The 25679-nt window shown below is 49.2% G+C and carries 26 protein-coding genes; 24 read left to right on the top strand and 2 right to left on the bottom strand.

The features are described 5' to 3' along the window. The first annotated feature begins 100 nt into the window (after nucleotides 1–100). From MKY59_RS23710 to MKY59_RS23625, 18 genes are all read left to right on the top strand, one after another. Nucleotides 101–1300, top strand: a complete 1200-nt coding sequence (locus tag MKY59_RS23710; RefSeq protein ID WP_339278464.1) for an MFS transporter — start codon at nucleotides 101–103, stop codon at nucleotides 1298–1300. A 219-nt stretch (nucleotides 1301–1519) separates the two neighbouring features. Next, a complete protein-coding gene (locus MKY59_RS23705) occupies nucleotides 1520–1822 on the top strand; it encodes an AbrB/MazE/SpoVT family DNA-binding domain-containing protein (protein ID WP_339274064.1) in 303 nt (100 codons plus the stop codon). A 119-nt stretch (nucleotides 1823–1941) separates the two neighbouring features. Then, nucleotides 1942–3105 (top strand): iron-containing alcohol dehydrogenase, encoded by a 1164-nt coding sequence (locus MKY59_RS23700; protein ID WP_339274062.1) that lies wholly within the window; start codon nucleotides 1942–1944, stop codon nucleotides 3103–3105. A 567-nt stretch (nucleotides 3106–3672) separates the two neighbouring features. Further along, nucleotides 3673–4488 carry an RHS repeat-associated core domain-containing protein gene (locus MKY59_RS23695; protein ID WP_339274060.1) on the top strand — a complete coding sequence of 272 codons (816 nt, stop codon included), beginning with the start codon at nucleotides 3673–3675 and terminating at the stop codon, nucleotides 4486–4488. Nucleotides 4489–4493: 5 nt separating this feature from the next. Beyond that, the gene (locus MKY59_RS23690; protein ID WP_339274059.1) at nucleotides 4494–4814 is read left to right on the top strand and encodes a hypothetical protein; all 321 of its coding nucleotides are present in this window, start codon (nucleotides 4494–4496) and stop codon (nucleotides 4812–4814) included. A gap of 591 nt (nucleotides 4815–5405) precedes the next feature. After that, nucleotides 5406–6128, top strand: coding sequence for an RHS repeat-associated core domain-containing protein (locus MKY59_RS23685; RefSeq protein ID WP_339278463.1), 723 nt, complete (start codon nucleotides 5406–5408; stop codon nucleotides 6126–6128). 56 nt (nucleotides 6129–6184) lie between these two features. Then, entirely contained in the window at nucleotides 6185–6574 is a 390-nt protein-coding gene (locus tag MKY59_RS23680) for a hypothetical protein (protein ID WP_339274057.1), read from the top strand. 14 nt (nucleotides 6575–6588) lie between these two features. Beyond that, nucleotides 6589–6960 (top strand): hypothetical protein, encoded by a 372-nt coding sequence (locus MKY59_RS23675; protein ID WP_229523048.1) that lies wholly within the window; start codon nucleotides 6589–6591, stop codon nucleotides 6958–6960. Between the two features lie 164 nt (nucleotides 6961–7124). Beyond that, nucleotides 7125–7400 carry a hypothetical protein gene (locus tag MKY59_RS23670; RefSeq protein ID WP_339274051.1) on the top strand — a complete coding sequence of 92 codons (276 nt, stop codon included), beginning with the start codon at nucleotides 7125–7127 and terminating at the stop codon, nucleotides 7398–7400. 68 nt (nucleotides 7401–7468) lie between these two features. Continuing rightward, a complete protein-coding gene (locus tag MKY59_RS23665; RefSeq protein WP_339274049.1) occupies nucleotides 7469–8704 on the top strand; it encodes an IS110 family transposase in 1236 nt (411 codons plus the stop codon). Nucleotides 8705–8826: 122 nt separating this feature from the next. Further along, the gene (locus tag MKY59_RS23660) at nucleotides 8827–9123 is read left to right on the top strand and encodes a hypothetical protein (RefSeq protein WP_339274047.1); all 297 of its coding nucleotides are present in this window, start codon (nucleotides 8827–8829) and stop codon (nucleotides 9121–9123) included. A 218-nt stretch (nucleotides 9124–9341) separates the two neighbouring features. Beyond that, nucleotides 9342–9569 (top strand): CPCC family cysteine-rich protein, encoded by a 228-nt coding sequence (locus tag MKY59_RS23655; protein ID WP_339278462.1) that lies wholly within the window; start codon nucleotides 9342–9344, stop codon nucleotides 9567–9569. Between the two features lie 121 nt (nucleotides 9570–9690). Continuing rightward, nucleotides 9691–10017, top strand: a complete 327-nt coding sequence (locus MKY59_RS23650) for a hypothetical protein (RefSeq protein ID WP_339274045.1) — start codon at nucleotides 9691–9693, stop codon at nucleotides 10015–10017. Nucleotides 10018–10084: 67 nt separating this feature from the next. Beyond that, on the top strand, nucleotides 10085–10297 hold the full coding sequence (locus MKY59_RS23645; protein ID WP_339274044.1) for a hypothetical protein: 213 nt from the start codon (nucleotides 10085–10087) through the stop codon (nucleotides 10295–10297). Nucleotides 10298–10758: 461 nt separating this feature from the next. Beyond that, the gene (locus MKY59_RS23640) at nucleotides 10759–12816 is read left to right on the top strand and encodes a methyl-accepting chemotaxis protein (protein WP_339274043.1); all 2058 of its coding nucleotides are present in this window, start codon (nucleotides 10759–10761) and stop codon (nucleotides 12814–12816) included. A 287-nt stretch (nucleotides 12817–13103) separates the two neighbouring features. After that, the gene (locus MKY59_RS23635; RefSeq protein WP_339274041.1) at nucleotides 13104–13520 is read left to right on the top strand and encodes a hypothetical protein; all 417 of its coding nucleotides are present in this window, start codon (nucleotides 13104–13106) and stop codon (nucleotides 13518–13520) included. A gap of 98 nt (nucleotides 13521–13618) precedes the next feature. After that, a complete protein-coding gene (locus tag MKY59_RS23630; protein WP_339274040.1) occupies nucleotides 13619–14995 on the top strand; it encodes an FAD-dependent oxidoreductase in 1377 nt (458 codons plus the stop codon). 129 nt (nucleotides 14996–15124) lie between these two features. Next, the gene (locus MKY59_RS23625; protein WP_339278461.1) at nucleotides 15125–16090 is read left to right on the top strand and encodes a zinc-binding alcohol dehydrogenase family protein; all 966 of its coding nucleotides are present in this window, start codon (nucleotides 15125–15127) and stop codon (nucleotides 16088–16090) included. A gap of 62 nt (nucleotides 16091–16152) precedes the next feature. Here the strand turns inward: MKY59_RS23625 and solA are convergent, their stop codons facing one another. Next, nucleotides 16153–17313: an N-methyl-L-tryptophan oxidase gene (solA, locus tag MKY59_RS23620; protein ID WP_339274039.1), complete on the bottom strand. Its 1161-nt coding sequence runs from the start codon at nucleotides 17311–17313 to the stop codon at nucleotides 16153–16155. Nucleotides 17314–17774: 461 nt separating this feature from the next. Here solA and MKY59_RS23615 point away from each other — a divergent pair, with 461 nt between their 5' ends. The 5 genes from MKY59_RS23615 to MKY59_RS23595 all read left to right on the top strand — a co-directional run bounded on the left by MKY59_RS23615 (nucleotide 17775) and on the right by MKY59_RS23595 (nucleotide 22759). Further along, nucleotides 17775–18746, top strand: coding sequence for an amidohydrolase family protein (locus MKY59_RS23615; protein ID WP_339274038.1), 972 nt, complete (start codon nucleotides 17775–17777; stop codon nucleotides 18744–18746). 52 nt (nucleotides 18747–18798) lie between these two features. After that, on the top strand, nucleotides 18799–20148 hold the full coding sequence (locus MKY59_RS23610; protein ID WP_339274037.1) for an extracellular solute-binding protein: 1350 nt from the start codon (nucleotides 18799–18801) through the stop codon (nucleotides 20146–20148). Nucleotides 20149–20176: 28 nt separating this feature from the next. Beyond that, complete coding sequence (locus tag MKY59_RS23605) at nucleotides 20177–21121, top strand: sugar ABC transporter permease (RefSeq protein ID WP_339274035.1); 945 nt, start codon at nucleotides 20177–20179, stop codon at nucleotides 21119–21121. 25 nt (nucleotides 21122–21146) lie between these two features. Continuing rightward, entirely contained in the window at nucleotides 21147–22007 is an 861-nt protein-coding gene (locus MKY59_RS23600; protein ID WP_339274034.1) for a carbohydrate ABC transporter permease, read from the top strand. A 458-nt stretch (nucleotides 22008–22465) separates the two neighbouring features. After that, on the top strand, nucleotides 22466–22759 hold the full coding sequence (locus MKY59_RS23595) for a hypothetical protein (protein ID WP_339274033.1): 294 nt from the start codon (nucleotides 22466–22468) through the stop codon (nucleotides 22757–22759). Nucleotides 22760–23089: 330 nt separating this feature from the next. On the opposite strand, the gene MKY59_RS23590 is transcribed toward MKY59_RS23595, so the two are convergent. Continuing rightward, complete coding sequence (locus MKY59_RS23590; RefSeq protein WP_339274031.1) at nucleotides 23090–23464, bottom strand: iron-sulfur cluster biosynthesis family protein; 375 nt, start codon at nucleotides 23462–23464, stop codon at nucleotides 23090–23092. A gap of 924 nt (nucleotides 23465–24388) precedes the next feature. On the opposite strand from MKY59_RS23590, the gene MKY59_RS23585 reads away from it, so the two are divergent. Then, nucleotides 24389–25636: a metallophosphoesterase family protein gene (locus tag MKY59_RS23585; protein WP_339274029.1), complete on the top strand. Its 1248-nt coding sequence runs from the start codon at nucleotides 24389–24391 to the stop codon at nucleotides 25634–25636. Nucleotides 25637–25679 lie beyond the last annotated feature (43 nt).

Raw genomic sequence — 25679 nt, 5'->3', positions numbered from 1 at the left:
GTGTCCGCAGCACCATTTTTGATCTTTGGATCGGATTACAGGAGGACCTATTTTGAATCAGCGAGCGACGACGAAAAAGAAATTCAACAAGTTATATGCCATGCAGCTGGCAACGATCTTTCTAGGTTTTATCGTGTTTGGCATCTCGGAGAATATTAAAGGTCCCGCGATTCCGCGCATTCAATTCGACTTTAACCTGGATGAGAAACAGCTTGGGACGTTGTTGTCCCTGAACGCGCTCGGATATCTCATTGCCTGCTCGTTCACCGCGATTTTGGTGCGCAAATGGGGCATCAAGGCCGTTAGCATTATCTCTTTTGCCTCGATGATTTTGTCGGGGGTATTCATTTATTTGTCTCATACGTATCCGCTTTTTGCATCATCCTATTTCTTCATGTACATCGGAAACGGCATGCTGGAGATTGCGCTTGCGATTCTGGGGGCACGGATTTTCGTGAAAAATACGGGCATGATGATGAACTTGTCCCATTTCTTCTACGGGGCCAGTTCGACGATTGCGCCACTGCTTGCCACAGGTGTGATGTCGCTCACGATATTCGGACACCAGCTCGACTGGCGCGGCATGTACCTCGTCATGTTGGCGCTCTGTTTGCTGCCGATCATTGCTGCCCTGCGCAGCACGTTTCCGGGCGACGATCTGGCGCATGAGGACCGCATTTCCCTCAAAATGCTGACGCGTGATCCTGCACTCTGGATGATGGTCGCCATTCTGTCCTTCGGCGTTGTATCGGAGCTTGCGGTAGGCGGCTGGCTGGTCAACTTCCTGGAAAAAGCGTATGCGTGGGATACGGTCAAAGCCTCAGGCATGTTGTCGGCGTTTTTCCTCACGTTCTCGCTTGGGCGGCTGCTGCTTGGGCCGCTGACGGACCGCATCGGGTTTGTGCTGTCGCTCATCCTGTTCTCTGCGTTCTCGGCGGTATGCACGTTCGCGGCGATTGGGGGCGGGGAAAGTCTGGCGTTCCTGTTCGCGGTATCCGGCGCAGGCATCGCGATGATCTATCCGACGGTCATGGCCTTCATTGCCAAAAGGTACCCCAAAGGCAGCGACACGGCGATTACGTTTACGGTCACGCTGATGGGCGTGGGCAGCGTCATCGGCAACTACGTGATCGGCTGGGTCATCGAAGGTGTGAAGGGTTTCTACGGTCAGACAACTGAAACCGGCCTGCTGCGCGGACTTCAGGCAGGATACGGGTTCATCGGACTATGCGCAGCGATTTGCGCGGTATCCGGCGTCGCGTTGTATGTATATCTGAAGCGGAAGCAGGAACTTATCTAGGAAATTTATTTACGCAGCCGATGCCTCGGCATCGAAGCTAAAAGCGAAACAGCATCCCTGTCGTGGAAATACGTGCAGGGATGTTTTTGTTTTTCAAAATAACGATGGACAGACGAGCCGCCGACGATATTCTTACCTTTAATAAGGGGAAAGCGAACCATCTTTATTATCCTTTATGTAAATCATATGGATATTCAATTGTGGTGAGGAGGAGTATAATTGGGACAACAATCCAAAGAGAGGCGTGAAAAGGTCATGACGACAGCTACACTCAGCAAATGGGGTAATAGCAGTGCCATTCGGATTCCCAATCAACTGCTTAAACGTCTTAATCTGGAGGAAGGTTCGGAGATTGAAATACGCGTTACGGAAAATAATGAATTGTTACTGCGTCCCAAAACTAAACCTTCTGAATCTAATGAAGAGTTGCGTGAACACCTCAAAAATTTGCTTTCAAGAGTGAAGGCGGATCAGCGTCATGATGAAATCGACGTCGGCACGGAGGGTGCTGAATCGTTGTGAATATTCCCAAGTGTGAAGATCGGATCACGCTTGATAAACCTATATTTGTTTTTACATATAAAGAGAACTATAATAGTTGTTCCACAAAAATTCAGACTTCTTTGGAGGAAACAAACGTTATGAGATCTTTTCAGTATTATAATCCGACCCGGCTGATTTTCGGCCAAGGACAGCTTCAGGCATTGCAAACGGAAGTACCCAAATACGGAAAACGTATTTTGCTTGTATATGGCGGCGGGAGCATCAAACGCAGCGGGCTGTATGATCAGGTGATCGCCCAATTGAACGAAATCGGCGCAGAAGTGACCGAACTGGCAGGCGTCGAACCGAATCCGCGCCTATCTACGGTCCACAAAGGCGTGGAGTTATGCCGAACGCACCAGATCGAATTGGTGCTCGCGGTTGGCGGAGGCAGCGTGCTCGACTGCGGCAAAGCGATCGCGGTAGGGGCCAAATACGAGGGAGATATGTGGGATGTCGTTGTGCGAGAGGCCACACCGCAAGGCGGACTTCCGCTCGGAACGGTGCTGACGATGGCTGCAACGGGATCCGAGATGAACAACGGTTCGGTCATCACCAATGAGAATACGCAGGAAAAATGGGCCTGGTTCAGCGAATATTCCTATCCCGCGTTTTCGATCCTCGATCCGGTACATACGTATACCGTTCCTTTGGATCAGACCGTCTACGGCATGGTAGATATGATGTCGCACGTCTTCGAGCATTATTTCCATCCGGACACCAACACGCCGGTTCAGCTCGGATTCTGCGAGACGATTCTCCGGACGGTGATTGATACGGCGCCTTTGCTCATTAAAGATCTGGAGAACCATGAACTTCGCGAAACCATTCTCTACTGTGGAACGATGGCACTGAACGATGTGCTGAACATGGGTCTTGCCGGGGATTGGGCAACGCACAATATCGAACACGCGGTGTCGGCCGTGTATGACATTCCCCATGGCGGCGGACTGGCTATCCTTTTCCCGCACTGGATGAAGCATAATCTCGATGTCAATGTAGAGCGATTCAAACGACTCGCCGTAAACGTGTTTGGTGTATCCACGGAAGGCAAATCGGACAAACAGGTTGCCGAAGAAGGCATTCAAGCGCTGCGCGAATTCTGGACTTCGATCGGAGCTCCCAGCCGCTTGGCCGATTACGGCATTGATGGCAGCCAGATTGATGCGATGGCCGATAAAGCCATGCGTTTTGGACCATTCGGCTTTTTCAACCAATTGCAGCGCGAAGACGTCATCTCCATATACCAAGCTTCGCTATAAGAACAGATTTCTACGCTTGGCCTTGCTGCCAGGCCCATGCAAACCAGGCATCGTTTATCCCTTTGAACAAGGGATGGCGGTGCTTTTTGCGTTGAACGATCGGGACATTCCAACTTTACAGTTACAGCTTGGCGGCCTGTATGAGTGCTTACCTTCTCTTACCAGTGTTTTAGAAGCTGCCACTCATCTTATTGTCATAAAAGGGAGCTTCGGCACTTCTGGCATCTCTGAGTTTGGCCAGTGACAGTGGAACGGTCCTCGGGAGTTTTGCATACACGTATCGTGGCAACAATAGTATGGCTCAAAAAAGTGCTGCTGCTGGTTGGAAAGAAACCTACATGTATGACGGTTTGAACCTGTCCGGCCTCTCCCATACATTCAATGGGAACCAAGGGCCGAGCTATAGCTATGCTTATGATAACACTCGGAACATAACGAGCAAAACCGAGGAAGGAAATACGTATCTCTTCACGTATGACAAGTTAAATCGCATCAAATCCTCCAGTCAACTACGTACATGATGCCACGGGCAATCCCATTGCACGGCAATGGGCAGGACAAAGTCAATTGCAGTATGATGTGACCAATGGCCATGGAGATGTCACCGAAATCCGAGATGCCTCCGGTAACATACTAAACCAATATTCGTATGATATCTGGGGCAACCCTGAACAAACAAATGAAACCGTCCCCAATAACCTGCGTTATGCGGGAGAATATTGGGATGAAACAACAGGACTCCAGTATTTAAGAGCCCGGTGGTATGATCCAAGTGTAGGAAGATTTATCACCGAAGATACATTTGAAGGAGAAGCTACGAATCCGCTTAGTCTCCATCTATATACGTATGTGGAGAACAATCCACTTCAATACGTAGACCCAAGTGGAAAAGGAAACAAGCCGGCTAATAATGTTCTGTTAGGATTAGATAATGGCAGTGGCAGCGCTAGTGCAGGAAGAATGACCCCAGGCGGAAGCATGGATGATGGTGGAGGCAGAGGAGGAAGCAGATCATCGAGTAGTAGCAAGCCTTCCACATCGAATAATGGACAGTCTACTAAGGGGGCAAGTAGTGCTCCGGTTAAAGACACTGGTAGCATTTCCAAGAACACTGCAAACCTGAGAGAATGGGCTAAAGAAAAAGGTTGGGTACAACAAAATACCTCTGGAGGCGTCGAACAATGGGGAATAAAGAGTAAGGATGGAGTATTTAGTTGGAGGTTAAAAATTAAACCCGAAGCAAGTACGAGAGAAGGCTTGCAAGCTGGAAGCAATCAACCTCGTTTTGATGCTAGATTGGATGATAAAGGAACGTATATCAACCCCTTTACTGGAGAAACGGGTGGACGAAGCGTAGGTACACATATTCCCCTTGGGAGCTGATAGGTATGAATAAAGAATCTTTAATGAAAATCTTGTTAGATCCTAAATCAAATGATGCTGAAAAAGATGATGCAATAATTGACCTGGGAACTAATTTTCAAGACGACGAAACAATTGATTTTTTAATTAATATTTCAAATAACAATAATTACGATGAAATGATAGCGGCAAGTTGTGGTGAGTCTTTAGCACATATTTGGATTATGACCCAACGAATTGATTATGAAAAAATATTAAAATTAAAAGGAAGTGCCCTATCTGAAGCGCTTGCATTAATTCGAGCACAGCGCCCTGATTGGTATAAAAACTACTTAGATATGAATTAGATCTAGGCCTTAAAGTTGGGGATGTCTAAAAGGCTCCATAGTCATACCGATAAGTAAAAATAATAACGATATGGATCCAAAACGGGACGAAGCACAGGTCTACACTACTTCGGTCGCGTTTGCGTATTTCTCTAATCGCTGCTTTCTTCAGGAAATTATGGGCAAGACAAGGCCCCTCAACCTCAGGGGTTACCTTTTGTAATCCGTGAAGCAGGATCTTCAGAATCCCTGGTGTTTTTGATTTGTCTAAACACGCTCTAGGTCTCCGTATGCGCCGAGCTGAAAGGGGGTACTCTTCCTCGTTGCGCAGTCTATAAACAGTTCTCTACGCAAAGGAATTTTTTCGTCATACTTTCTTATGATGGTGAAGAAATTGTTTTACGCCTTTGTTCGGCTAGAGAGAATGAATCATAGCTTGGTATTCCTTCAATAGATTCATACTTGGACGGACTGATGATAGTCGAAATATAACCGGATCGGCCCTGTGAAGTGCACCCTTTAGAATGGACATTGGAAATTTAACCGATGAAACTCTAGGGGTGCATTTTTCTTTGCCGTCCATGGTAACTTTTACATTTTCTTGTTCAAGCAATTTTCAGGATCAAATCCTCCAGTCGATATTCTGAAACGTACACCTATGATGTTCGGGATAATCGGAGTAGTCTGGAGAGTGCGCGGGAATGGAGCCCGCCCAACGTCGTTTCCTATACTTATGACGCGCGGAATCAGTTAACGGAAGCGAGTGTTAACGACCAAAACGTGAAATACCGCTACAATGGCGACGGTTTGATGGTGGAGAGAGCTTCAGGCGGTCAAACCACCCGGTACTACTATGATGATCGTGGATTGCTTGTAGCGGAAGGAACAGTAAGCAGTACGGGAACGGTGCAGATCACTGTAGGCTACGTACATGATGCCACGGGCAATCCCATTGCACGGCAATGGGCAGGACAAAGTCAATTGCAGTATGATGTGACCAATGGCCATGGAGATGTCACCGAAATCCGGGATGCCTCCGGGAACATACTAAACCAATATTCGTATGATATCTGGGGCAACCCGGAACAAACAAATGAAACCGTCCCAAATAACCTGCGTTATGCGGGAGAATATTGGGATGAAATAACAGGACTGCAGTATTTAAGAGCCCGGTGGTATGATCCAAGTGTAGGAAGATTTATCACCGAAGATACATTTGAAGGAGAAGCTACGAATCCGCTTAGTCTCCATCTATATACGTATGTGGAGAACAATCTACTTCAATACGTAGACCCAAGTGGAAAAGGAAACAAGCCGGCAGCAATGTTCTATTAGGATTAGATAATGGCAGCGGCAGCGCTAGTGCAGGAAGAATGACCCCAGGCGGAAGCATGGGTGGCGGTGGAAGCAGAGGCGGAAGTGGATCATCGAGTAGTAGCAAGCCTTCCACATCGAATAATGGGCAGTCTACTAAGGGGACGCCAAAAGCTAAGTATACTACTAATAATTTACCGAAGGATCCTAAAGAATTAATTAATAACGGTTGGAAGGATACAACGCCTGAAGGAATGGCGAAGAATACCAGCTCACGAGAATATATTGACCCTGTTACAGGAATGAAAGTTAGGTTTGATCCTGGGAAACCAGGAGCAAACGGTTTTGAGGGTAAGGATCATTATCATATTCACAATCCCAATAGTACAGGGAAAAATGATTATTACCTTGATGCTAATGGTAATCCGGTAGCAAAAGGCTCAAAAGCATCTCACATTATACCTTAGATTAGGAGAGTAAAATGAAACCATCAGAATTTATCAAAGCGTATACCCTTTTTGATAGTCTTGTAGAGGATTTAGAATATGATGAAGTCAAGAAGCAGTTAAGGATGACATTAGAATTGTGTCAGTGGAAACAATCCTTCTATATTGAAACTGAACCAGAAATGCAGCTTGGAATATTAATTTTCTCTGATGTAGCATTCTACAAAACTGAACCTCAATTATTTAATTTGGATAGTAGTGAAATACTAGAGGTCGATCTACTCCCATTTGAAGGAAAAGGTGAGCGTATTAAAATGGTTCTCAATGGTTTGGATGATGTAATTGTATTAAACATTCAATCTAGCGAGGTTGAGTGGAAAGAAATAAAGAATGAGGATGGACAATAGTTAGGAGTTTACAACTCCAACAGCAAGATCGTACAATACAACCAACAAACCAAACACTAAACAATTTAAACACTTGATAAACTTTCAAAAGCTCTTTCCCACTTGAACTATGAGTAGGAATGAGCTTTTTTGCGTGCAGAAAATAAACGAAGGAGCTGGATGATATGGCGAAACGAGAACAGGAAGTAAAACAGGTAGGAATGATTGCACAGGCACAAGTAGCCTATGAACAACTACTGGATGAAATTCGTAGTTACTGTCAGCAAGCAAGGGAATTACGTGGACAGGCGGCAGAGTTGCAGCGATCAGGACGTACAGATTTTCAGGTTAGAGGAGAGATTCAGCAGTTGTTGAACCGAGCGGAGCATTTGGATACGGTAGCAGATCAGAAGGATAAACTACCACGCCAGCGTCCCGTTGCGGGCTGCGTAAGCAGCTAACGCTTGAACTGAGGTTGCCGACATGGTTTCAATACGCATCGGACTTGATGGGTAGAAGGAAGGATGACATGCACTACAAAGCGAAGCATATCTACATAGGTATTGACCTGCATAAAAAGACCCATACGGCAGTTGTGGTCAATTGCTGGCATGAGAAATTAGGCGAAGTTACGTTTGAAAATAAGCCATCGGCATTCCCTGAACTGATTGCATTTGTGAAGCGGTTCAAGAAACGAGGCATTACGCCGATCTATGGATTAGAAGACGTTGGCGGCTATGGTCGTTCGCTGGCTGTGTACTTGCTGGATCAGAAGCAACAGGTGAAAGAGGTCAACTCTGCTCTGTCGTATGCCGAGCGCAAGAGCTATCCAACCACGCAAAAGAGCGATAGCTGGGATGCGGAGTGCGTAGCCAGAATCCTGCTGAACAAACTGGACATGTTACCGGGCGCAAACCCGCAGGACGTATACTGGACGATTGGTCAATTGGTGACGAGGAGAAATGGCTTGATTAAGGCATTGACCTCGCTTAAAAACCAATTGCACATGCAGCTCAGCTACCACTATCCAAGTTACAAGAAGTTTTTTAGTGAGCTGGATGGCAAATGTGCGCTGTCATTTTGGCACAAGTACCCATCGCCTTATTTGCTAAAAGGCGAAACAGTAGAATCACTGGCTCATTTTCTGCGGCTGACCAGCAACAACGCTTGTTCCACCCGGAAGGCTGAGCAATTGTTAGCGTGGATTCAGGCAGATGGCGACACAACCCGAACGTATCAGGAGCAGCGTGACTTTCTCATTCGTAGCCATGTCCGCGACATCCGGTTCAACAAGAAGGAAATCGTCCGAGTGGAAGGCGAATTACATAACATGATGAAGCTACTCGATCTTCAACTGGAGACAATGCCGGGCATAGATCTGGTAACATCTTCTGCATTGGTAGCGGAAATAGGCGATATATACCGCTTCACTAGTGCAGATAAGCTGGCTCGTTTTGCCGGAATTGCCCCTGTAAAAGTGGGTTCGGGTGGTAAGCACGTCAATCTGAAAAGCAGACAAGGCAATCGAGTGTTGCATGGACTGTTTTACAATCTGGCTGTTCAACAGGTTCAAGTTTCAAAAGGGAGCAAAAAGCCGCGCAATACGCTGTTTTATGAGTATTTCAACCGCAAGAAAGAAGAAGGAAAAACGCCAACGCAAGCATTGGTATGTGTGATGCGGCGGTTAGTTAACATCATCTACGGCATGATGAAAAACAAAACAGCATTCCGTCTGCCTGAAAAAGTAGAAAAGCAAGCAAGCTGAAACTGGTGGTATTGCTAGTAATTCTAGCAACAACCGTTACTTTTCAATAGTTCAGCTTTACAACATAGGGGACGGGTAATCCTAATCAACAGGCTGAATCTTTATGGCGACCAACAGAGAAGATGGCTGATTTATGGAGTAAGGGGAAATTAAAAGCGCACTATGAAAAACATGGTAATGAATTTGGGGCAAAATCATCAAAAGAATACTCTAACATGGCTTACGAATTTGGTACTAGCACATCTGATAGTGTTATACAAGTGAAAGATGGAGCGTTTATATATAGATATGAGCCGTCAACTAAATCTATATTCGTAGGGACTGATGTGGGAGGTAAAATCAAGTCATTTTATAAATGGGATGGTCGTCCTGATGATGCTGTAATCTTAATGTTAAAAGGAAAGGGATTAATTGAATGAGAAATATATCCAGGGAGAATTTCTTTAAATTAATATGCTCAGTACGTGATATTGTTGAAAAAGAAATAGATTTGCCAAAGTATTTTGAGGAAAGTTCTTCAAAAATTAATATGGAACTAAGTGAGATGGATTTTCAAGGTGTTAGTAACGGGTTTTTAGCAGAGATCGTTTATGCTATTACAGGATATGAAGTTGAAGTTATTGGTGAAGTAGAAGAATTGTATCCTTGCCCTTGTTGTGGTTTAAAAACTTTAACAGAACTTTATGATAAGATTGCAGGAACAGGTTATGATATTTGCCCATATTGCAAGTGGCAAGATGATGGAACTACAGATATAAATTCTTATAGGTCTATCAATAAAGGAAGTATAGCAGATTATCAGAATAAACTCAGCATAAATTCTAATAAGTACTATATAAACAAATGGTTAAATGGGAAAGACTGATGATTGCCCAACAGGTGTTCCCAAGTAACCTTTTGCATGGGGAAATACAGCTATTTTGTTGAACGGGGCTTAAGGACTTATTAAATTAAAGTATCACCGATAAAATAATGGGGGCTGAGTCGTGGATGAAATAAAAGTATATTTTCTCGAAGATACAGAATTAGCCGAATGCGAAGCAATTAGTAAAGGATATAGAAACGATGTCATTGTTAGTATCTCAAACAACCTATACCATGTTTATGTGTATGACATCATAAGGCTGCAGCAGGATTTTGAATCGGAGTTGAAGGATTATGGGTACTATTCCATTGAGCCTAATTTAGTTCTAGTGAAGGAAGTAAGTAAAGAGAATATTAACTTAACAGTTAAGGCACTATATGAACAAAAATACTTTGACCGTTTAAAACCGGTTGATCAAAGCAGTCTCAGTGATTATTTTACGAAATAGAACATGCCGCTTAATATTTGATTTGATTCTTATTCGCCAAACCCTCTTAAAAAGGGAGAGATCTTGCATGTCTGTTTCATCCTCTATTGAAGTAAGTTTATCAGAGCAAATCTCAGGAATGACTATTCTTCGGAAACTGGAGGAATTCGGTTGGTCATATAATGACCATGGAAACGTAACTTTCTTACCCATCGGCGATGACGATGAGTATGATTGGCAAAGCGTCAATATTCCTGTAGAAGAGTTATTAAGGATTTTGGCCATAAAGAGGATAGTTTAGGAGAAATCATTGAAGTTGAAATGACTTGGAAGGATACGAACATAGGGGGCACCTTTTTAATTCAAGGGAACGGTATGTTTATTATGTGTCCTGATATCAATCGAAAAGTGCTTGATGTAGAGAGTTACAACAAAATAACTGATATGAATTGGTATATGACAAAGTTGATCCCGATATTTGGTCCATTAGTTGAGTCAATTTCTTACCAGGAACATGTATAAACTCCCCATACTGAAACCTTGAGGATAACATCTTCAAGGTTTTTTCTTATAGAACATGAATCAGCATCTCCATGTTTATTTTCTTTGACCAGTTTCTTCGCAAGGACTTTGGAGGGGTGAATTTCCAAATTTATAATTGCCACTCTTTCACTGATGAAATAGATGTCATCTGCCGATATAAAATCAAGGCATATGAACTGACATGTATTATAATGATGAAAGTGGAAGGTGAACGCAATCATGTTGAAACCCAAAGAAAAAGAGCGAATGCAGGGCATGTCGTTCAAGGTGAAGCTGCCTCTGATGATCGGATTGCTGGTCACGATCGTATTGGTGGTGACAGCAATGCTGTGCTACAGGGTAGCTGAGAGCATTACGCTGGACAAGAGCAAGGATGAAATACGGGCCACCTCGGACCGGATCGGCGAAGCGCTGTTTTCCTCGTTAAGCCTGGAAGAACAGTCCACGTTTCTGATTACGACCCATCAAACGTTCCATGAACTGCTGAGTCTCCGCAATGCGTCTGATCAGGATAACGATGCGTTCTTCGCAGAGAACAAGGAGCTGGTGGACAAGTCCAACGGCATATTGGCAGACAGTCTCGCGGGCATGGAAGGCAACAGCAACATCATCCTTCTGGACCGCCACGGCGTCGTGGTTGCCGCCAATGATCCTGAGGCAGTGGGCGGGGAACGCAGCGACCGTACATATTTTAAAGAGGCAATCCAGGGCCGCAACGTCATCAGCGAGGGGATCATCTCCAAACAGTTGGGTACGCTGGGTACGGCCTTTGCGATGCCGTTATTGGATGACAACAAGCAGGTGGAAGGAGTTCTGGTGTCCACGGCTTCAACCTCTTTTTTTGTTAACCAATTGCAGAACGTAAAAATCAATGAAGAAGGCAAAGTGATCATCCTCGACCGGGTAGGTACGGTAATGTTCAACTCCGCGGACGAGAAGATGGCCGGACAGAAAATGGAATCGGACGTGTACCAGTCCCTGATTGATCTTCCAGTCAGCGAAAAGCTGCAGCAGGGAGAAATCAGTACGGAGGAGAAAGTCGCATTTTACTCCAAAATCCCGAGATCGGATTGGACGGTGATCGTCGAGGATTCCATGAGTGACGTAAGCAAACCACTCGAAGCCATGAAGTACAAGATGTATATCGTGCTCTTCAGTGCGATTGCGGTCTCCATTGCGGCTGGAATTCTCATCTCAAGGTTGGTTACCCAACCGATTACTCGCGTGACCAAGCTGTTCGGACAGCTGGCGGAAGGCGATCTTACCGTGAAGGCCGAAGGCAAATATAGCGGAGAGTTCAAGCGGCTGGCAGACAGCTTCAACATGATGGCCGAGGCGAACAAACAGCTGATATCGCGTATGAACGATTCCATCGGCATTTTGCACGCCAGTACCGCGGAGCTGGATTCATCGACAAAGCAGACCGCGGTTTCGATCACCGACACGACGATAACGGCACAGGAAATTGCGCGTGCCATGGTATCCCAATCGAGTGATACGGAAGCGATCGTGGACAAGTTCATGAACGTGGGCGACAAAATTGAGCATGTAAACGAAGTTTCCCAGTCCGTTAAACAACAGGCCGATGAAATCAAGGACGTCTTCCGCAACAATCAGGCGACGATTGATGCTTTGATTGCCGTCAATGATCGGAATGAGGCCGAGGTGCGCAACATTTCCGATATTACGGTCCAATTGGCCGAAAGCTCAAGCGGTATCCAGCAGATTACCGAGACCATTGCCGGCATTGCCAAACAAACGAAATTGCTTGCGCTTAATGCTTCCATCGAGGCTTCGCGTGCAGGCGATCAGGGACGCGGATTTGCCGTCGTTGCCGCAGAGATCGGCAGCCTTGCGCAGCAGACGACCGCGCAGTCGGACGTCATCCACCAGATCGTCATGCAGACGATCGAACATGTGGAGCAGAATAATCGCAGCGTACAGGCGATCGAGGCCATTGCCGAGCAGCATAAGCAGAGCGTGGCAGATACGCAGGAGATTTTCCGATTCGCGACCGAAAAAATGAACACGATCCTGAACCAGATCCAGGATATCGCGGGCCAGATCGCATCGATCGAACGCGACAAGGACGACGTGCTTGGATCGGCACAGAGTCTTTCCGCCTCCGGGGAAGAGGTATCGGCTTCCGTGGAAGAAGTCTCGGCGACGATGCAGGAGCAGACAGCCAAGACGGAAATGCTGGCCGACATGGTTCGCACTATCGACGACTTGACCAAACAGCTTGCCGAGGAAGCTTCCCGCTTCAAAACGAAATAGCCTATTCGGAACCTTGGCGCTGCCCCATCGTCCGTTCCGAATGTAATTAACAAAGACGTGTATCGGCCTGAATTCAAGTTCCATGGATTCAGGCTCGTGCACGTCTTTATTACGTTGATGGACGGAAATGTAATGTATTGAGAATGATCGGTAAAAATAATTCTTTACCAATCATTCTCAATATGATAAGATCAATGCAGATGAAGAAACAAGATGTCTCAACCTGAATTAGAATGATCGTTCTCAAACTCAATACAACAATCCAAATGTCGAAGGAGTTGGCCCACATGGTTCATTTTCAATCCAAAAATGGCGTCGTATCATGGAACGAGGAGCTGCAGAGCGTAATTATCGAATGGAAAGGGTTTGCTTACGGGCAGGAATTTCAAACCATCCTTTTGGAAGGCGCAGCGTTGCTTAAAAAAATGAATGGCAGCAAAGTGCTGATGGATACGCGCAACGGAGCAGCCATTAAGGCAGATGACAAGGTATGGATCGGGGAATTTTTCATCCGACGGGCGTATGAGAGCGGGCTCAAATACATCGCTTTGCTGCAGCCGACCAGCGTCATCGCCAAGTTAAGCGTAAACCGGACGGTAGAGGGGCTTGGTGCGTTACCCTATCACCAGGAGAACTTCACCGATTGGCACGAAGCCGTGCAGTGGTTGGCCAACCCGGTTCCTTTGTTAAGCGCCATCAGCTGAAGATAAGGTACGCAAGTGGAGAGGCAATGTTCACATCAAAGAGGGATGATTTTATCTATTTTAGAATGATCATTCTCGTATAGAAAGGTGGGTCCAAAATGACCAGAAAAACATTTGACGCGTTAATCATTGGTTTCGGCAAAGGCGGGAAAACGTTGGCTCCATTTCTGGCCGAGCAAGGCTGGAAGGTGGGTGTGGTGGAAAAGTCGCCTTTCATGTACGGCGGGACCTGCATTAATATCGGCTGCATCCCCACGAAAGCGTTGGCCTATCAAGCGCATCTCGCTTCACGGGAAGAAGGGAACGACCAGCAAACGAGACAGGCCAAGTACGCGCATGCCATGCAGGAAAAGAATGAGCTGGTCTCTCTGCTCCGCGACAAAAACTTCAATCAACTGAACAACCACCCTAACATCACCGTGCTGACCGGAACGGCTTCGTTTCATTCGCAGCATGAGGTCCGGGTGGAGACCGAGTCGGATACCATTATGGTGGAGGCCAAGCAGATCTTCATCAATACAGGGGCCAAACCGAACATTCCCGATCTTCCGGGCATCCATGGTCCCCATGTCTATACGAGTACCGAAATGCTGGATTTGGCTAAACTCCCTTCGCGGTTGACGATTATCGGAGGCGGATATATCGGTTTGGAGTTTGCATCCATCTATGCCGGGTTCGGCTCGCAGGTGACTGTTCTTGAGAGCGGAAAGGTGTTTCTGCCGAGAGAAGATCGAGAGATTGCCGAAGAAGTGAAAAACGTGCTGGAGCAGAAGGGGATTCGCTTCCGGCTGCAGACGAACGTTACGAGCATCGAAAGCCAGGGCGAAGCTGCACGGCTGCTCTTGTCCGGGCCTGACGGCGAAGAAGAATGGTTGGCAGATGCCGTGCTGGTCGCTGCGGGCAGACGGGCCAATACGGATGGATTGAATCTGGCAGCAGCAGGCGTAGAGGTGACGGAACGCGGGTTTATCCGAGTCGATGAAACACTTCGGACCACTGTCCCGCATATCTGGGCTATGGGCGACGTAAACGGAGGGCCGCAATTTACCTATATCTCGTTGGATGACTCCCGTATCGTTAAAAACCAGATGTTTGGCGACAAGACACGCACGACCGTCGACCGCCGATTCGTTCCTTACTCCGTTTTTATCGACCCTCCGTTGGCACATGTCGGATATACGGAACAGGAGGCGCTGAAACGGGGGCATGCCGTCAAGACGGCAAAGCTGCCTCTTACGGCATCGACGAGGGCTCGCCAGTTGCAGCAGACGGATGGTCTGATGAAGGCGGTCGTGGATGCGGATTCCGATCGATTGCTCGGATTTACGATGTTCGGAGCGGAGTCCAGCGAAGTCGTGAACATCGTTTCCGTATTCATGCAATCGGAGCAGCCGTTCACGGTGCTGCGCGACACCATTTTCACCCATCCGTCGATGGCCGAGACGATCAACGATCTGCTTGGCGCGATCCAATGACGTATCCCAAGTTTTTATAATGATATAAATTGATGAATTCAACTTGAAGGAGAGAACAAAGACATGACGAAAAAAACGATGAAAGCCGTAGGTTTGTACAACTATTTACCGATTGAAGATCCGTAAAGCCTGATCGACATAGAGTTGGACACACCGACGCCAACAGGAAGGGATCTGCTGGTCAAGGTCAACGCCGTTTCGGTGAATCCCGTCGATTACAAAGTCCGTTCGCCGAAAGACCGCGAGGAGAGCGTACCCAAAGTGCTGGGATGGGACGTGTCGGGAGTCGTTGAACAGGTCGGGCCGGATGTCACGCTGTTCCAGCCAGGCGATGAAGTATTCTACGCGGGCAGCATTATGCGTCCCGGAGGCAACAGCGAGTTTCATCTGGTGGACGAACGGATCGTTGGCTCCAAGCCTTCCCGAGTGGGGTTTGCAGAGGCTGCGGCGCTCCCGTTGACATCCATTACCGCATGGGAAAGCTTGTACGACCGCTTGGGCATATCGCAGACGAAGGAGCACAATGAAGGAAAAAACATTCTGATCATCGGAGCGGCCGGGGGAGTCGGTTCAATCGCAACGCAGCTTGCGAAATATTCAGGATTGACGGTCGTAGGGACGGCTTCCCGTCCGGAATCGGCCGATTGGATCAAGGAACTGGGAGCGGATTACGTCATCAACCATTTCGAAGCATTTGTGCCGCAATTGAAAGCGATCGGCATGGAGCAGGTCGACTACATTTTGTGCTTAAACAGTACAGGGAAACACTGGGCGAACATGGCCGAAGCGATCGCGCCGCAAGGCAAGATTTGCTCGGTGGTCGAGACGGCTGAACCGTTAAACCTGACCTTGCTCATGAACAAAAGCGCCACGTTTGCCTGGGAGTTCATGTTTACGCGTTCAACGTACCAGACGCCGGACATGATTGAGCAGCACGCACTGTTAAACGAGATCGCGCGCCTCGTCGACGAAGGCGTGATTCGGACGACCACGAACGAAACATTGTCGCCAATCAACGCTGCGAACCTGCGCAAGGCACACGCGATGCTGGAGACGGGCCGGACCGTGGGGAAAATCGTCTTGGAAAAATTTTGAGGCATGCATGCGCAGAAAAAAGCAGAATATCGTCCAAGGGGCCTTCTCAGAAGGCCCCTTTTCTATGGGGAAGTGCCGGAGATGTTCGCTTCCGCAAAACGGGAAAGGACAAACCTTGAGATGTCCTGATCCGTGACCCCGGTCTGCACAAGATCGGACAGAATACTGCCCACCGCGCTGGCGAACTTGAAGCCATGGCCCGAAAATCCGCCGGCAATCCATACATGATCATGGGCAGGATGCCGATCGATGATAAAATGCTCGTCAGGCGTGAATTCGTATTTGCATACCGCTCCACGCTTCAATCTCCCCGCAGCGCGAGGCATCCGGCGTTCAAGCAGCCTGCGCAGGTCGCCTTCGTCGGTTTCTTCGCTGCCGAAGGGAGTCGGGGGAGAGCCTGGCGTCCACGGTTGGCCCGTATCGTGGCGGCCGATCTTTAACCCCGCCCCGCCGATGCTTGGAAACCCGTAGTACCCGCCCTCCGGTCCGGCCAGGGTGAAACCGGGGAAGTGCTCCTCCGCAAACAGTTCCTCTGATGCTTCGAACCATCCCACCGTTTTGCGCACGGCCCGAATGGGCAGGTTCACGAACGGTTCCAAAGTCCGGAACCACGCGCCTGTACTCAATATGAGCCGATTCGCGGAGTAGGTCGAGCCATCCGATGTTTTGACGCTCACGGTCTGCGGGCCGCATTCGACCTGCTGGACGAGCGTGTTCGTCAACAGGGTGGCTCCATGCGCTTCGGCCCGTTGTCGATACACCTGAACGCAGCGTTCGCTGAACAGATAACCCGCGTCAGGTTCATACATCGCTTCGTAATGCTCCGGCACGTCGATGCCGGGCCAGCGTTTCATGATCTCGCTTGCTCGCAGCAGTTCGTAACGCACACCTGCCTCATCCGCATGGGCCAAGCGGTCGCGGAAGGAGTAAACGCCCGGATCCACGATGTTAAGCACGCCGGAAGGAACGAGCAATTTGCTGCCCGAGGCATCCTCAAGCTCTTCCCAGAGCTGCTGAGCAAGCAGCGCCATCGCGATATAATCGGGTCCGCCGCTATAGACGTGGCGAATGAGACGGGGTTCACCGTGATGGCTGCCTTCGCCATGCGGGGGATCGAACGCATCGATCAGCAATGTTTTGAGCCCGCTCCGTGAAAGATAATAACCCGCGCTCATGCCCATCGAGCCTGCTCCCACGATAATAACGTCATAGTTATGTGACATGGCCAACCCTCCCGTATCTTGGTACTCCAGAGAAAACCGCAAAAAAATATCCACACGTTAACGGAGAGGCAGAACCGATCTGAAGAAGCGAAGCGTGCGCTAAAAGCTTTCTGCAAGAAAGCTGCATCGGAAGCACGGCTTATCACCGGATTTTCCCTTTGAAAAAGGCATTCGAAAAAATCCGGGGATAACAGTAATCGGAAGATGGTACTGCACTCGTAGTCGTCAAGTGAGATTGTTAGTGCGGTTTATATAGTAGCCTAATTTAGTCCTGATCTGCGAGGAAGTCAATACATTCGCTTATAAAGAAAGGCAATACCACCATCAAATTTTCGATAAGCCATGGCATTGTATGGTTATTGAAATCATGGTAGAGTTTTGAAACAAACATTCCGATAAGATTAGTCGGCATTTATGCGATCAAATCTTTCTTACAAAACTAACATGGGAGGAGCTAAGCGATGTTTTCCAATCCTGAATTCCGAGTGTTCGACATCCACGGCCATCTGCCATATAAACTGCTGCTGTCCCCGCACAAACTGCACGAATCGGTTTCGAATTACGGCAAGGAACGAAGCGAGCGCATGAGGCTTTCGTGGGATTTTCCGGCTCCTGAGGAGACCGCCGGGGAAGCGGCGAAACCTCTGATCGAACGTTGGGTGGATGAACTGGACAAATACAAGATCGGCGGGCTCAACTTTCTCACTGCGCACGACAACGACAAGCTGGCCGAGCAAATCGCCGGATATCCCGACCGGTTCACCGGCTTTGCATGCCATCCGATTGAAAGCGAAGATGCTGCCTCCGAGCTGGAGCGCGCCGTTGACGAATTGGGGCTTCGAGGATACAAACTGTTTGGCCCGCTCACACCGATCCCGTTCGATTCACCTTCATTGGACCCCGTCTGGAAATTCCTTGCGGAGCGCCGCCTGCCCGTTCTGATCCATTTCGGGATGCTGGGCCATGCGGGGGGGATCGTGCATCATCCCAACATCAACCCGCTGGCGATTTTCAATACGGCTCGGGCTTACCCGGACATTCCCTTCATCATTCCTCATTTTGGGGCGGGTTATTTCCAGGAGCTGCTGCATTTATGCTGGAGCTGTCCCAACGTATATATCGACACGTCAGGCTCCAACCAATGGGTGCGGTGGGTGCCGTATGAGCTGACGCTGGAAACGCTGTTCCGCAAGACGTACGAATTGCTCGGGCCGGAGCGAATCATTTTCGGCACGGATGCAAGCGGGTTCCCGCGCGGGTATCCATACCGGTATTTGCAGGATCAAGTCAGGGTATGCCGTGACCTGCGCTTCCGCGAGGCGGAGATCGAGCTGATCTTCGGCAACAATGCGAGACGTTTGCTTCACGTTCCATGGGGGAGTGAGGCAGGACACAGAAATGCAGACAAGGCGGGCAATGAGGGCCGTTCGTAAATGTAGCGGCATGCAAGGAAAACAAAACTATAGCAAAGGGGAAGTGGACGGCTTGACACGATCCGGTTTATTTTCATTCGGTCTTGGGAAAGCACTGTGTTTGTGGGTTGTAGGTGCGCTGGTGTTAAGCATCACGGCCTGCTCGGCAAAGCCTTCCCAGGAAGCGGACACGGGAGCAAACACCGCTGCCGCCGGGCAGGCAGAGACAGTGACGATTGAATACTGGCAGTACGAGTTCCCGGCCAAGGTGGAACTGATCGACGCGTTAATCAAGGAATTCGAGGGCGAACATCCCGACATCAAAGTCAAGCAAACCAATTTTCCGTACGACCAGTACAATCAAAAAGTAGCCACGCTGGTGCCTGCCGGCAAGGGGCCGGACGTCATCAACCTGTACTACGGATGGCTGCCGAAATACGTGCAGTCCGGGTATTTGCAGCCATTGCCGGAGAGCAGTTTCCCGGATATCGAGAACACGTTTTTCCCTTTCGTGCAAACGGCCAAACTGGATGGAAAGTATTACGCGCTGCCCACCGGCGTGAGAACTTTGGGATTGTTCTATAACAAGGACCTGTTTGCCAAAGCCGGACTGGACCCGGAGAAACCGCCGACGACGTGGGAGGAGCTGGTCTCGGATGCCAAGGCACTGACGGAAACGGACCAGAACGGGCAGCTGGTGACGGAAGGATTTGCTTGGGAACCGGGTTCCCAGCTGCATCACTGGTTCCGCGACGGGTTGCTGTACCAGGCTGGAGGCAAGGATACGAGCGAGGATCGCCGGAAGATTCTGTGGAACGAATCGCCGGCAGGGCTGGAAGCGTTCAAGTACTTGGTCGAATTCGCCACCGTGCACAAAGTCGGGATCAACGGTTTTTACACGGATGACGCGAATGCGTTCAAAACCGGGCATGCCGCAATGAACGTCGACGGTTCTTACCGATTGGGTTCGATCCAAAAAGACGCGCCGGACCTGAATTTCGCGGTTGCTCCCCTTCCGTCTTACAAAGGGAAATCGACCCAAGCCTCCTTCTGGGCCAATGCCATTCCGGCCAACGTGACCGGAGAGAAGCTGGAAGCCGCAACGGCGTTCCTGCAATTTTTGACGAGCAAGGGCGTGCAGGAGCAGTGGGTGGAAAAGGTGGGCGAACTGCCTGCGCAGAAGGAAGTGGCGCTTCAGGACAAGTATGTCAACGACCCGCTGCTGGGTCCGTTCATTTCGCAACTGAACGATGCCAATGCTCATTTCTTCATTGACGAAACCCAGGAACGAACCCTTTTCGTGAACGCGGTGGATGAAGTGCTGCTTAATCAGGTTCCCGTTGAGCAGGCTTTCAACGGCTTGGTGACCAAAACCCAACAGCTGTACGATGATTACTGGGCGAAACAGGACAAGAAAAAATAAAGCCTGACCAAAGGAGGCCATCGCAGCGATGAGAACAACCGGCGTCATTCCTTCTCGACCGAAACGACGTTTGTTTTCCGAACGCAGGGTCCATAAGCTTCATTACAGGCATAAACGGCTGCTGTTCATTTATGGCGGATTGTCGATTCCGCTGCTTTATTTCGTGGTCATCCGCATTCTGCCGATCCTGTATTCCTTCAACGTCAGCTTTCGGGAATGGGGCATGCTCTCGCCCGACAAACCGTTCGTCGGCCTGGCAAACTATGCGGCATTGCTGGGCGATTCCCTTTTTCTCCAATCGCTGCTGAACACGGGCATCTACGTCATTGTTGGCGTGCCTGCGCAGCTGGTGACCGGGCTGGTCGTTGCGCTGCTGCTGCAGCAGGTGGTGAAGCTTCGCAGCCTGTTCCGGACCGCGTATTTCATTCCTTATGTGACCAGCGTCGTGGCCGTGAGCTGGGTATTCCGCTGGATTCTGATGAAAAACGGGATTCTGAATGCTTTGTTTATCGAGGCCGGGCTTGGCCCGCAAACGTTCCTGTACTCGCCCGCGCAGGCGATCTTTTGGATCATCGCGGCGATGGTATGGCAAAATATCGGATTCCAGATGCTTATCTTTTTGGCAGGACTCCAGAACATTCCGCAAATGTACTATGAAGCGGCCTCCATCGACGGCGCGACCGCCTGGCAGCGTTTCGTACATATCACGTTGCCGCTGCTGAACCCGGTCATACTGCTGTCCACGGTGCTGGCATCGATCGGTTTTCTGCAAACCTTTACCCAGGTGCTCAATATGACGGGCGGCGGTCCGCTCGATTCCACGATTTCCGTAGTGCTGCATATCTATAATCTCGCTTTCAAAAGCTTCGACATGGGGCTGGCCTCTGCGGCAACCGTCATTTTGTTTGTGATCATTTTCGTGTTGACGCTGATCCAGTTGAAGGTGATGGGCAACCGTTTCAGTCAGGAGTAAGGGAAAGGATGGTGAATGTTCAAGGATGAGCAGATCCGCCGCATGGCCCAGGGCGATCACGAATGGACGCCGAAAGCATTTCGGAGCTGTGATCAGTTACGTGTTGCTTACGTTGGGGCTAGGATTGATGGTATTTCCGTTTCTGTGGATGATCTCGACTTCGTTCAAAACATTGGACGATATATACTCCCTAAGCCTGATTCCGCCCGAATTCACGTGGGCGCATTATGCAGCCATGTTTCGTGAAACGGCGTTTCCCCGGTGGATGCTGAACAGCCTGTACGTGGCGGTGATTGCTACGGCGAGCGTATGCGTGTTCGATACGATCACGGGATACATATTGGCCAAATTTTCGTTCCCGGGCAGGCAGGTGATCTTTGTGCTGATCCTTAGCACGCTGATGGTGCCCACCGAAATGCTCATCATCCCTTGGTATCTTGTCTCAAGCGGCCTGAACGGGATGGATACGTATTGGGGCATTCTGTTCCCGGGATTGATCACGGGATTCGGCATTTTCCTGATGAAACAGTTCATGGAGTCGTTGCCTGCCGAGCTGTTGGATGCGGCGCGCATCGACGGCATGGGCGAATGGGGCATTTTGCTTAGGATCGCCGTACCGCTCGTGAGACCCGCGCTGGCGACGCTGTCGATCCTGACGTTCCTCGGCAGCTGGAATTCGTTCATTTGGCCGCTGATCATCACGCAGAGCGAGGAGATGTTTACTATCCCGGTAGGCATGGCGTTTTTCTCCAGCGAAGCGAAGGACAGCAGCAACTGGGTACAGATCATGACGGGTGCCACGCTTTCTGTGCTGCCGTTGATCGTGTTGTTTCTTTTTTTCCAAAATCAAATCATTCGCGGGATCGCAACAACCGGCCTTAAATAAAGCGGAGCTTGAGATAGATGGGGACCTTGTCCTTGATGCTTTTCTCGCTTCACGCCTTAAAGCTTGCAAATGGATTTTTTCTCCGAATTCATTGGTTTCGCGCCGAGATATTCAACAGGTTATAACCTCCTTTCGCCACTTCAATTATTCAGTGAAAGGAGGTTTTATCTTTTTTCTTAACGGAGACCAGCAGCAGATGGAAAATATCAGGCAGCGAAACATTTACTGTTCAATTGATGTCCATTAGGAAAGGATTGTAAATTTAAATGGAGAAGGTGGGAATTGGATGCAGATAGGAAGAAAAGTGATCGTTTCTTTAGTCTCTTATTCATTCCATCTGTGGTTTCAGCTAAGGAAGCACAATTGAAGGCACCTGCGGTCAAAACAGTGAAGGCAAAAAAATATACCCTCCAATCGAGGGCGAAGAAGTGAAACAAAAGGCAGAGGGGGATGGGGCCATGGCTGGCGAAGTGATTCTCAAACCACTGCAAACCCTGATGGACGAACATAGACTCAATGAAACAGAAGAAAAGATTGAAGTGAATATTATGCTTAAATATGATCTCAACATATCCAAAAAACACTTTTTGAAAACGAAGTTCTCTGCGTTTAAGGACGCTATAACAGACCAGGAAGGATTCGGAGGATACAGTTTTTTTGCCAAGTTGACGATCAAGGAAATCGAGGAAGTCAGTACATGGGATGCGGTTTCTACCATTTCACTTCCATCAGACACGGTGTCCATCTATTAAATTATATTGTGAAGCCTTTATTACGCTAATTCATGGGATTATGCGAAGTATAAAGGCTTTCTTTATGCTTTTTCAGAAATATAGGAACGTAACATGTATCCAGATCCTCTGACAGAGATGATAAACCAGGGCGTCTTGCTTTTTTAACATGAAGTAGAATGACTTCTGGCTTGAGGTTTTCGGAATATCGCTTAAACTTTTTTCTCTTAGTAAAATAACCCCCTAGAATTCAACGGAATAACTAAGGGGTTTTACGAATGTCTATTCTTAGGTTGCACTTCACTTAGGGTGCTAGCTTTTTAACATATGAGCAGTTCCACGACGAGTACTTTATCGTACGAACCAACTGAGCGGCTGCGGCGAAGTGTCTGCGATGTCCCGAAGATCATGGACCTTGACATGATTGCCGTAAATCATGGAGTCACTGCTCAATCGGAAGGAAGGGAAACTGTCTTCTGATTGCAGGCGAAGGCAAGACTCGAAATAGATCTTTTGCTGTTTGTTGATGATAAATGGCAGCTTTCCGGCTTCAATGTGAATATCATCGTCGTCCGGCTCGTTCACGATCAGGAGCACCGCAATCCCGTCACAACCGCATCCATCCGTGTCATAGAACAGCTTGAATGTTCCTGGCCGGTCCTCCAGCTTCGCACGCAGCCTGGATTCCGCCAATGGGCTGACCTGAATGATCATAACGTCGATCACACTCCTCTAATCCTCTTATGAATTCGCTTACAATCCAGTATATGGGCGTGTGCCGCCGCTTAGAATGAGAAAGTCAAAGGGAGCTTGATGCAAAATATGAGCAGGTTGTTTGGGCTGCGGGGATGCGGAATGCCTTGGAGTACCGCCATTTAGGTGAGGGTGGCGCTGAGCTTATGTTGGAATCAGTGGAAAGATCCGTTTACAATGAGGGTGACATTGTTAATGATGTGCTGGATTAGCCTCGGGTGCCTCACGCTGCTTCATTTTTGGACAGATTAGCGGATTGGCACGGAAGCATAAGGCTGGGAGAGAATGTGTATGTGGATATGCATGTGTATGCGAATGTGAATGTGAATGGTGAGATGCATCCCGTTGCATATGAGATATGCGCCTAGTAAAAGAGACTGTCGAGGTCGCTGTGCTGATGATATCGGCTATTGATCTGTGTTTGCGCCCCTTTTGGAGTGCTTACATACGCAACGAGAAATTCTAACGAACATTGTACACCTTATCCTGCGGGAATCCCACACTTTGAAATGTAACGAACATGAGACACGTTAATATGCATAAAACGAGTCACAAACACGCGATTTAGCCCCAATAACGACGCTCAAGTTCGTTAGCGCTCAACCCCGCCGAAATGTGGCCAAATAAGACGTCTCGGGTTCGTTGCCCGCCGATGATGTTCGGGGCCCAACTTCGCTCTGATGTTGGGGTGGGTAATCAAGGCCAAATACGGGAGCGCATCCGGAGTGGATGGAGAAATCGCAGATGGTGTGGCAAAATTGTCTAGTGATTTATGGAGAAGCGTGATTGGAGGAGAAGGACTATATATATGCAGGATGAGAGCAGCAGATGATGTTGGGCGGACTGCACTCTCTGTGTGATTATAAACATAACTGGTGATTCGACGAGCGAGTTGGATTGCATACAAGTGCGGGCTGTAACCAATTTACGCATGATTATACAACGTCGGTCAAGGCCCGCAGTCTAACTTGGCAGCGTCAAACAGAGGAGGTGAGTGACGTGAAAATCGTCAAACTGAATGCGGAGCCGATGGATGGGTTCGATTACCTGAATGCCGTTCCGGGCGGAGAGGTCGCGGCGGCCAGGCTGCCGATCTATCATGCGATCGTTTCCGGGCTGCCGGAGCATCTTGATGCTTTGTTGGTGGCTTCGGATTTGCAAGGCATCGTGCCTGTGAAAGTGTGCAGTGGAAATGAAAGACAGGTCACCGGTCGGGGGTTGAGCGACAACGGGGGGAGCCCTTGCGTACACAATATGGAGCAGGACGACGAATACACTAACGAAAACACCAACAAATACGCCAATGAACAAATTGGCGGCAACAGTGGTATAAAGGGTGGAACCGGGAGCTGCGTCAGCGGTCGTGATCCAAACGCTGCAAATTTGTATGCCTTTAATATGGGCGAAGACGGTGCACGGGATCAAACCGTCGACCGGCTGCTCGGCGAGCTGCTGCCGGAACACGCGAAGCTGCTGCTGGAAGTGTACTGGCCGCAGCTCGATCCGCGCCGCACGGGCGTATTGCTGTGCGGCGACCTCTATGCCCGGCGCGGCAAGCGCGGCGCCAGCGGCAATCCGCTTCCCGTATGGCTGGCCTTCCGGGAAGCGTTCAGCTGGGTTGCCGGCGTCGACGGCAACCACGATCTCACCGATGAGGCATCCGCTCATCGGTTGCACCGCGCCGAAGGCATCCATTACCTGGATGCCCCGGGCGTGGTCAGCGCGGGCCCCGTTCCGGACGGCCCCGCGCCAAGCCATGCGGGCCCCGTGCCGGGCAGGCCCGCACCCCGCGCCGTAGGCCAGCAGCGACCGCTGCGCATCGCTGGCCTCGGCGGCATCATCGGCCGGCCGGACAAGCCGAACCGGCTGCCGGAGAAGCAGTACCTGCAATCCCTGACCAAGCTGCTGAAGCAGCAGCCGGATTGCCTATTGCTGCACCAGAGCCCGGGCATTCCCGAACTCGGGTGCATGGGCGAACCGCTGATCCGGCAGGCGCTGGAGGCCGGGCCGGAGACGGTCGTTTTTTGCGGGCATACCCACTGGGAACAGCCGCTCGTCCAGCTGGATAACGGCACGCAAATTTTAAACGCCGATGGTCGGCTCTTTATTTTAACGAGGGAAGAAGCCGATAATGCAGGAAGATAAGGTCGTGGTATTTCGCCCGAATGCAAGGTTATGAAACCCATTT

Origin of the sequence: Paenibacillus sp. FSL W8-0426, assembly GCF_037969725.1 — a bacterium.
In the GTDB taxonomy this organism is placed as follows: domain Bacteria; phylum Bacillota; class Bacilli; order Paenibacillales; family Paenibacillaceae; genus Paenibacillus; species Paenibacillus hubeiensis.
Note: the sequence above shows the minus strand (reverse complement) of the source record. Positions and strands in the feature narration are given on the sequence as shown.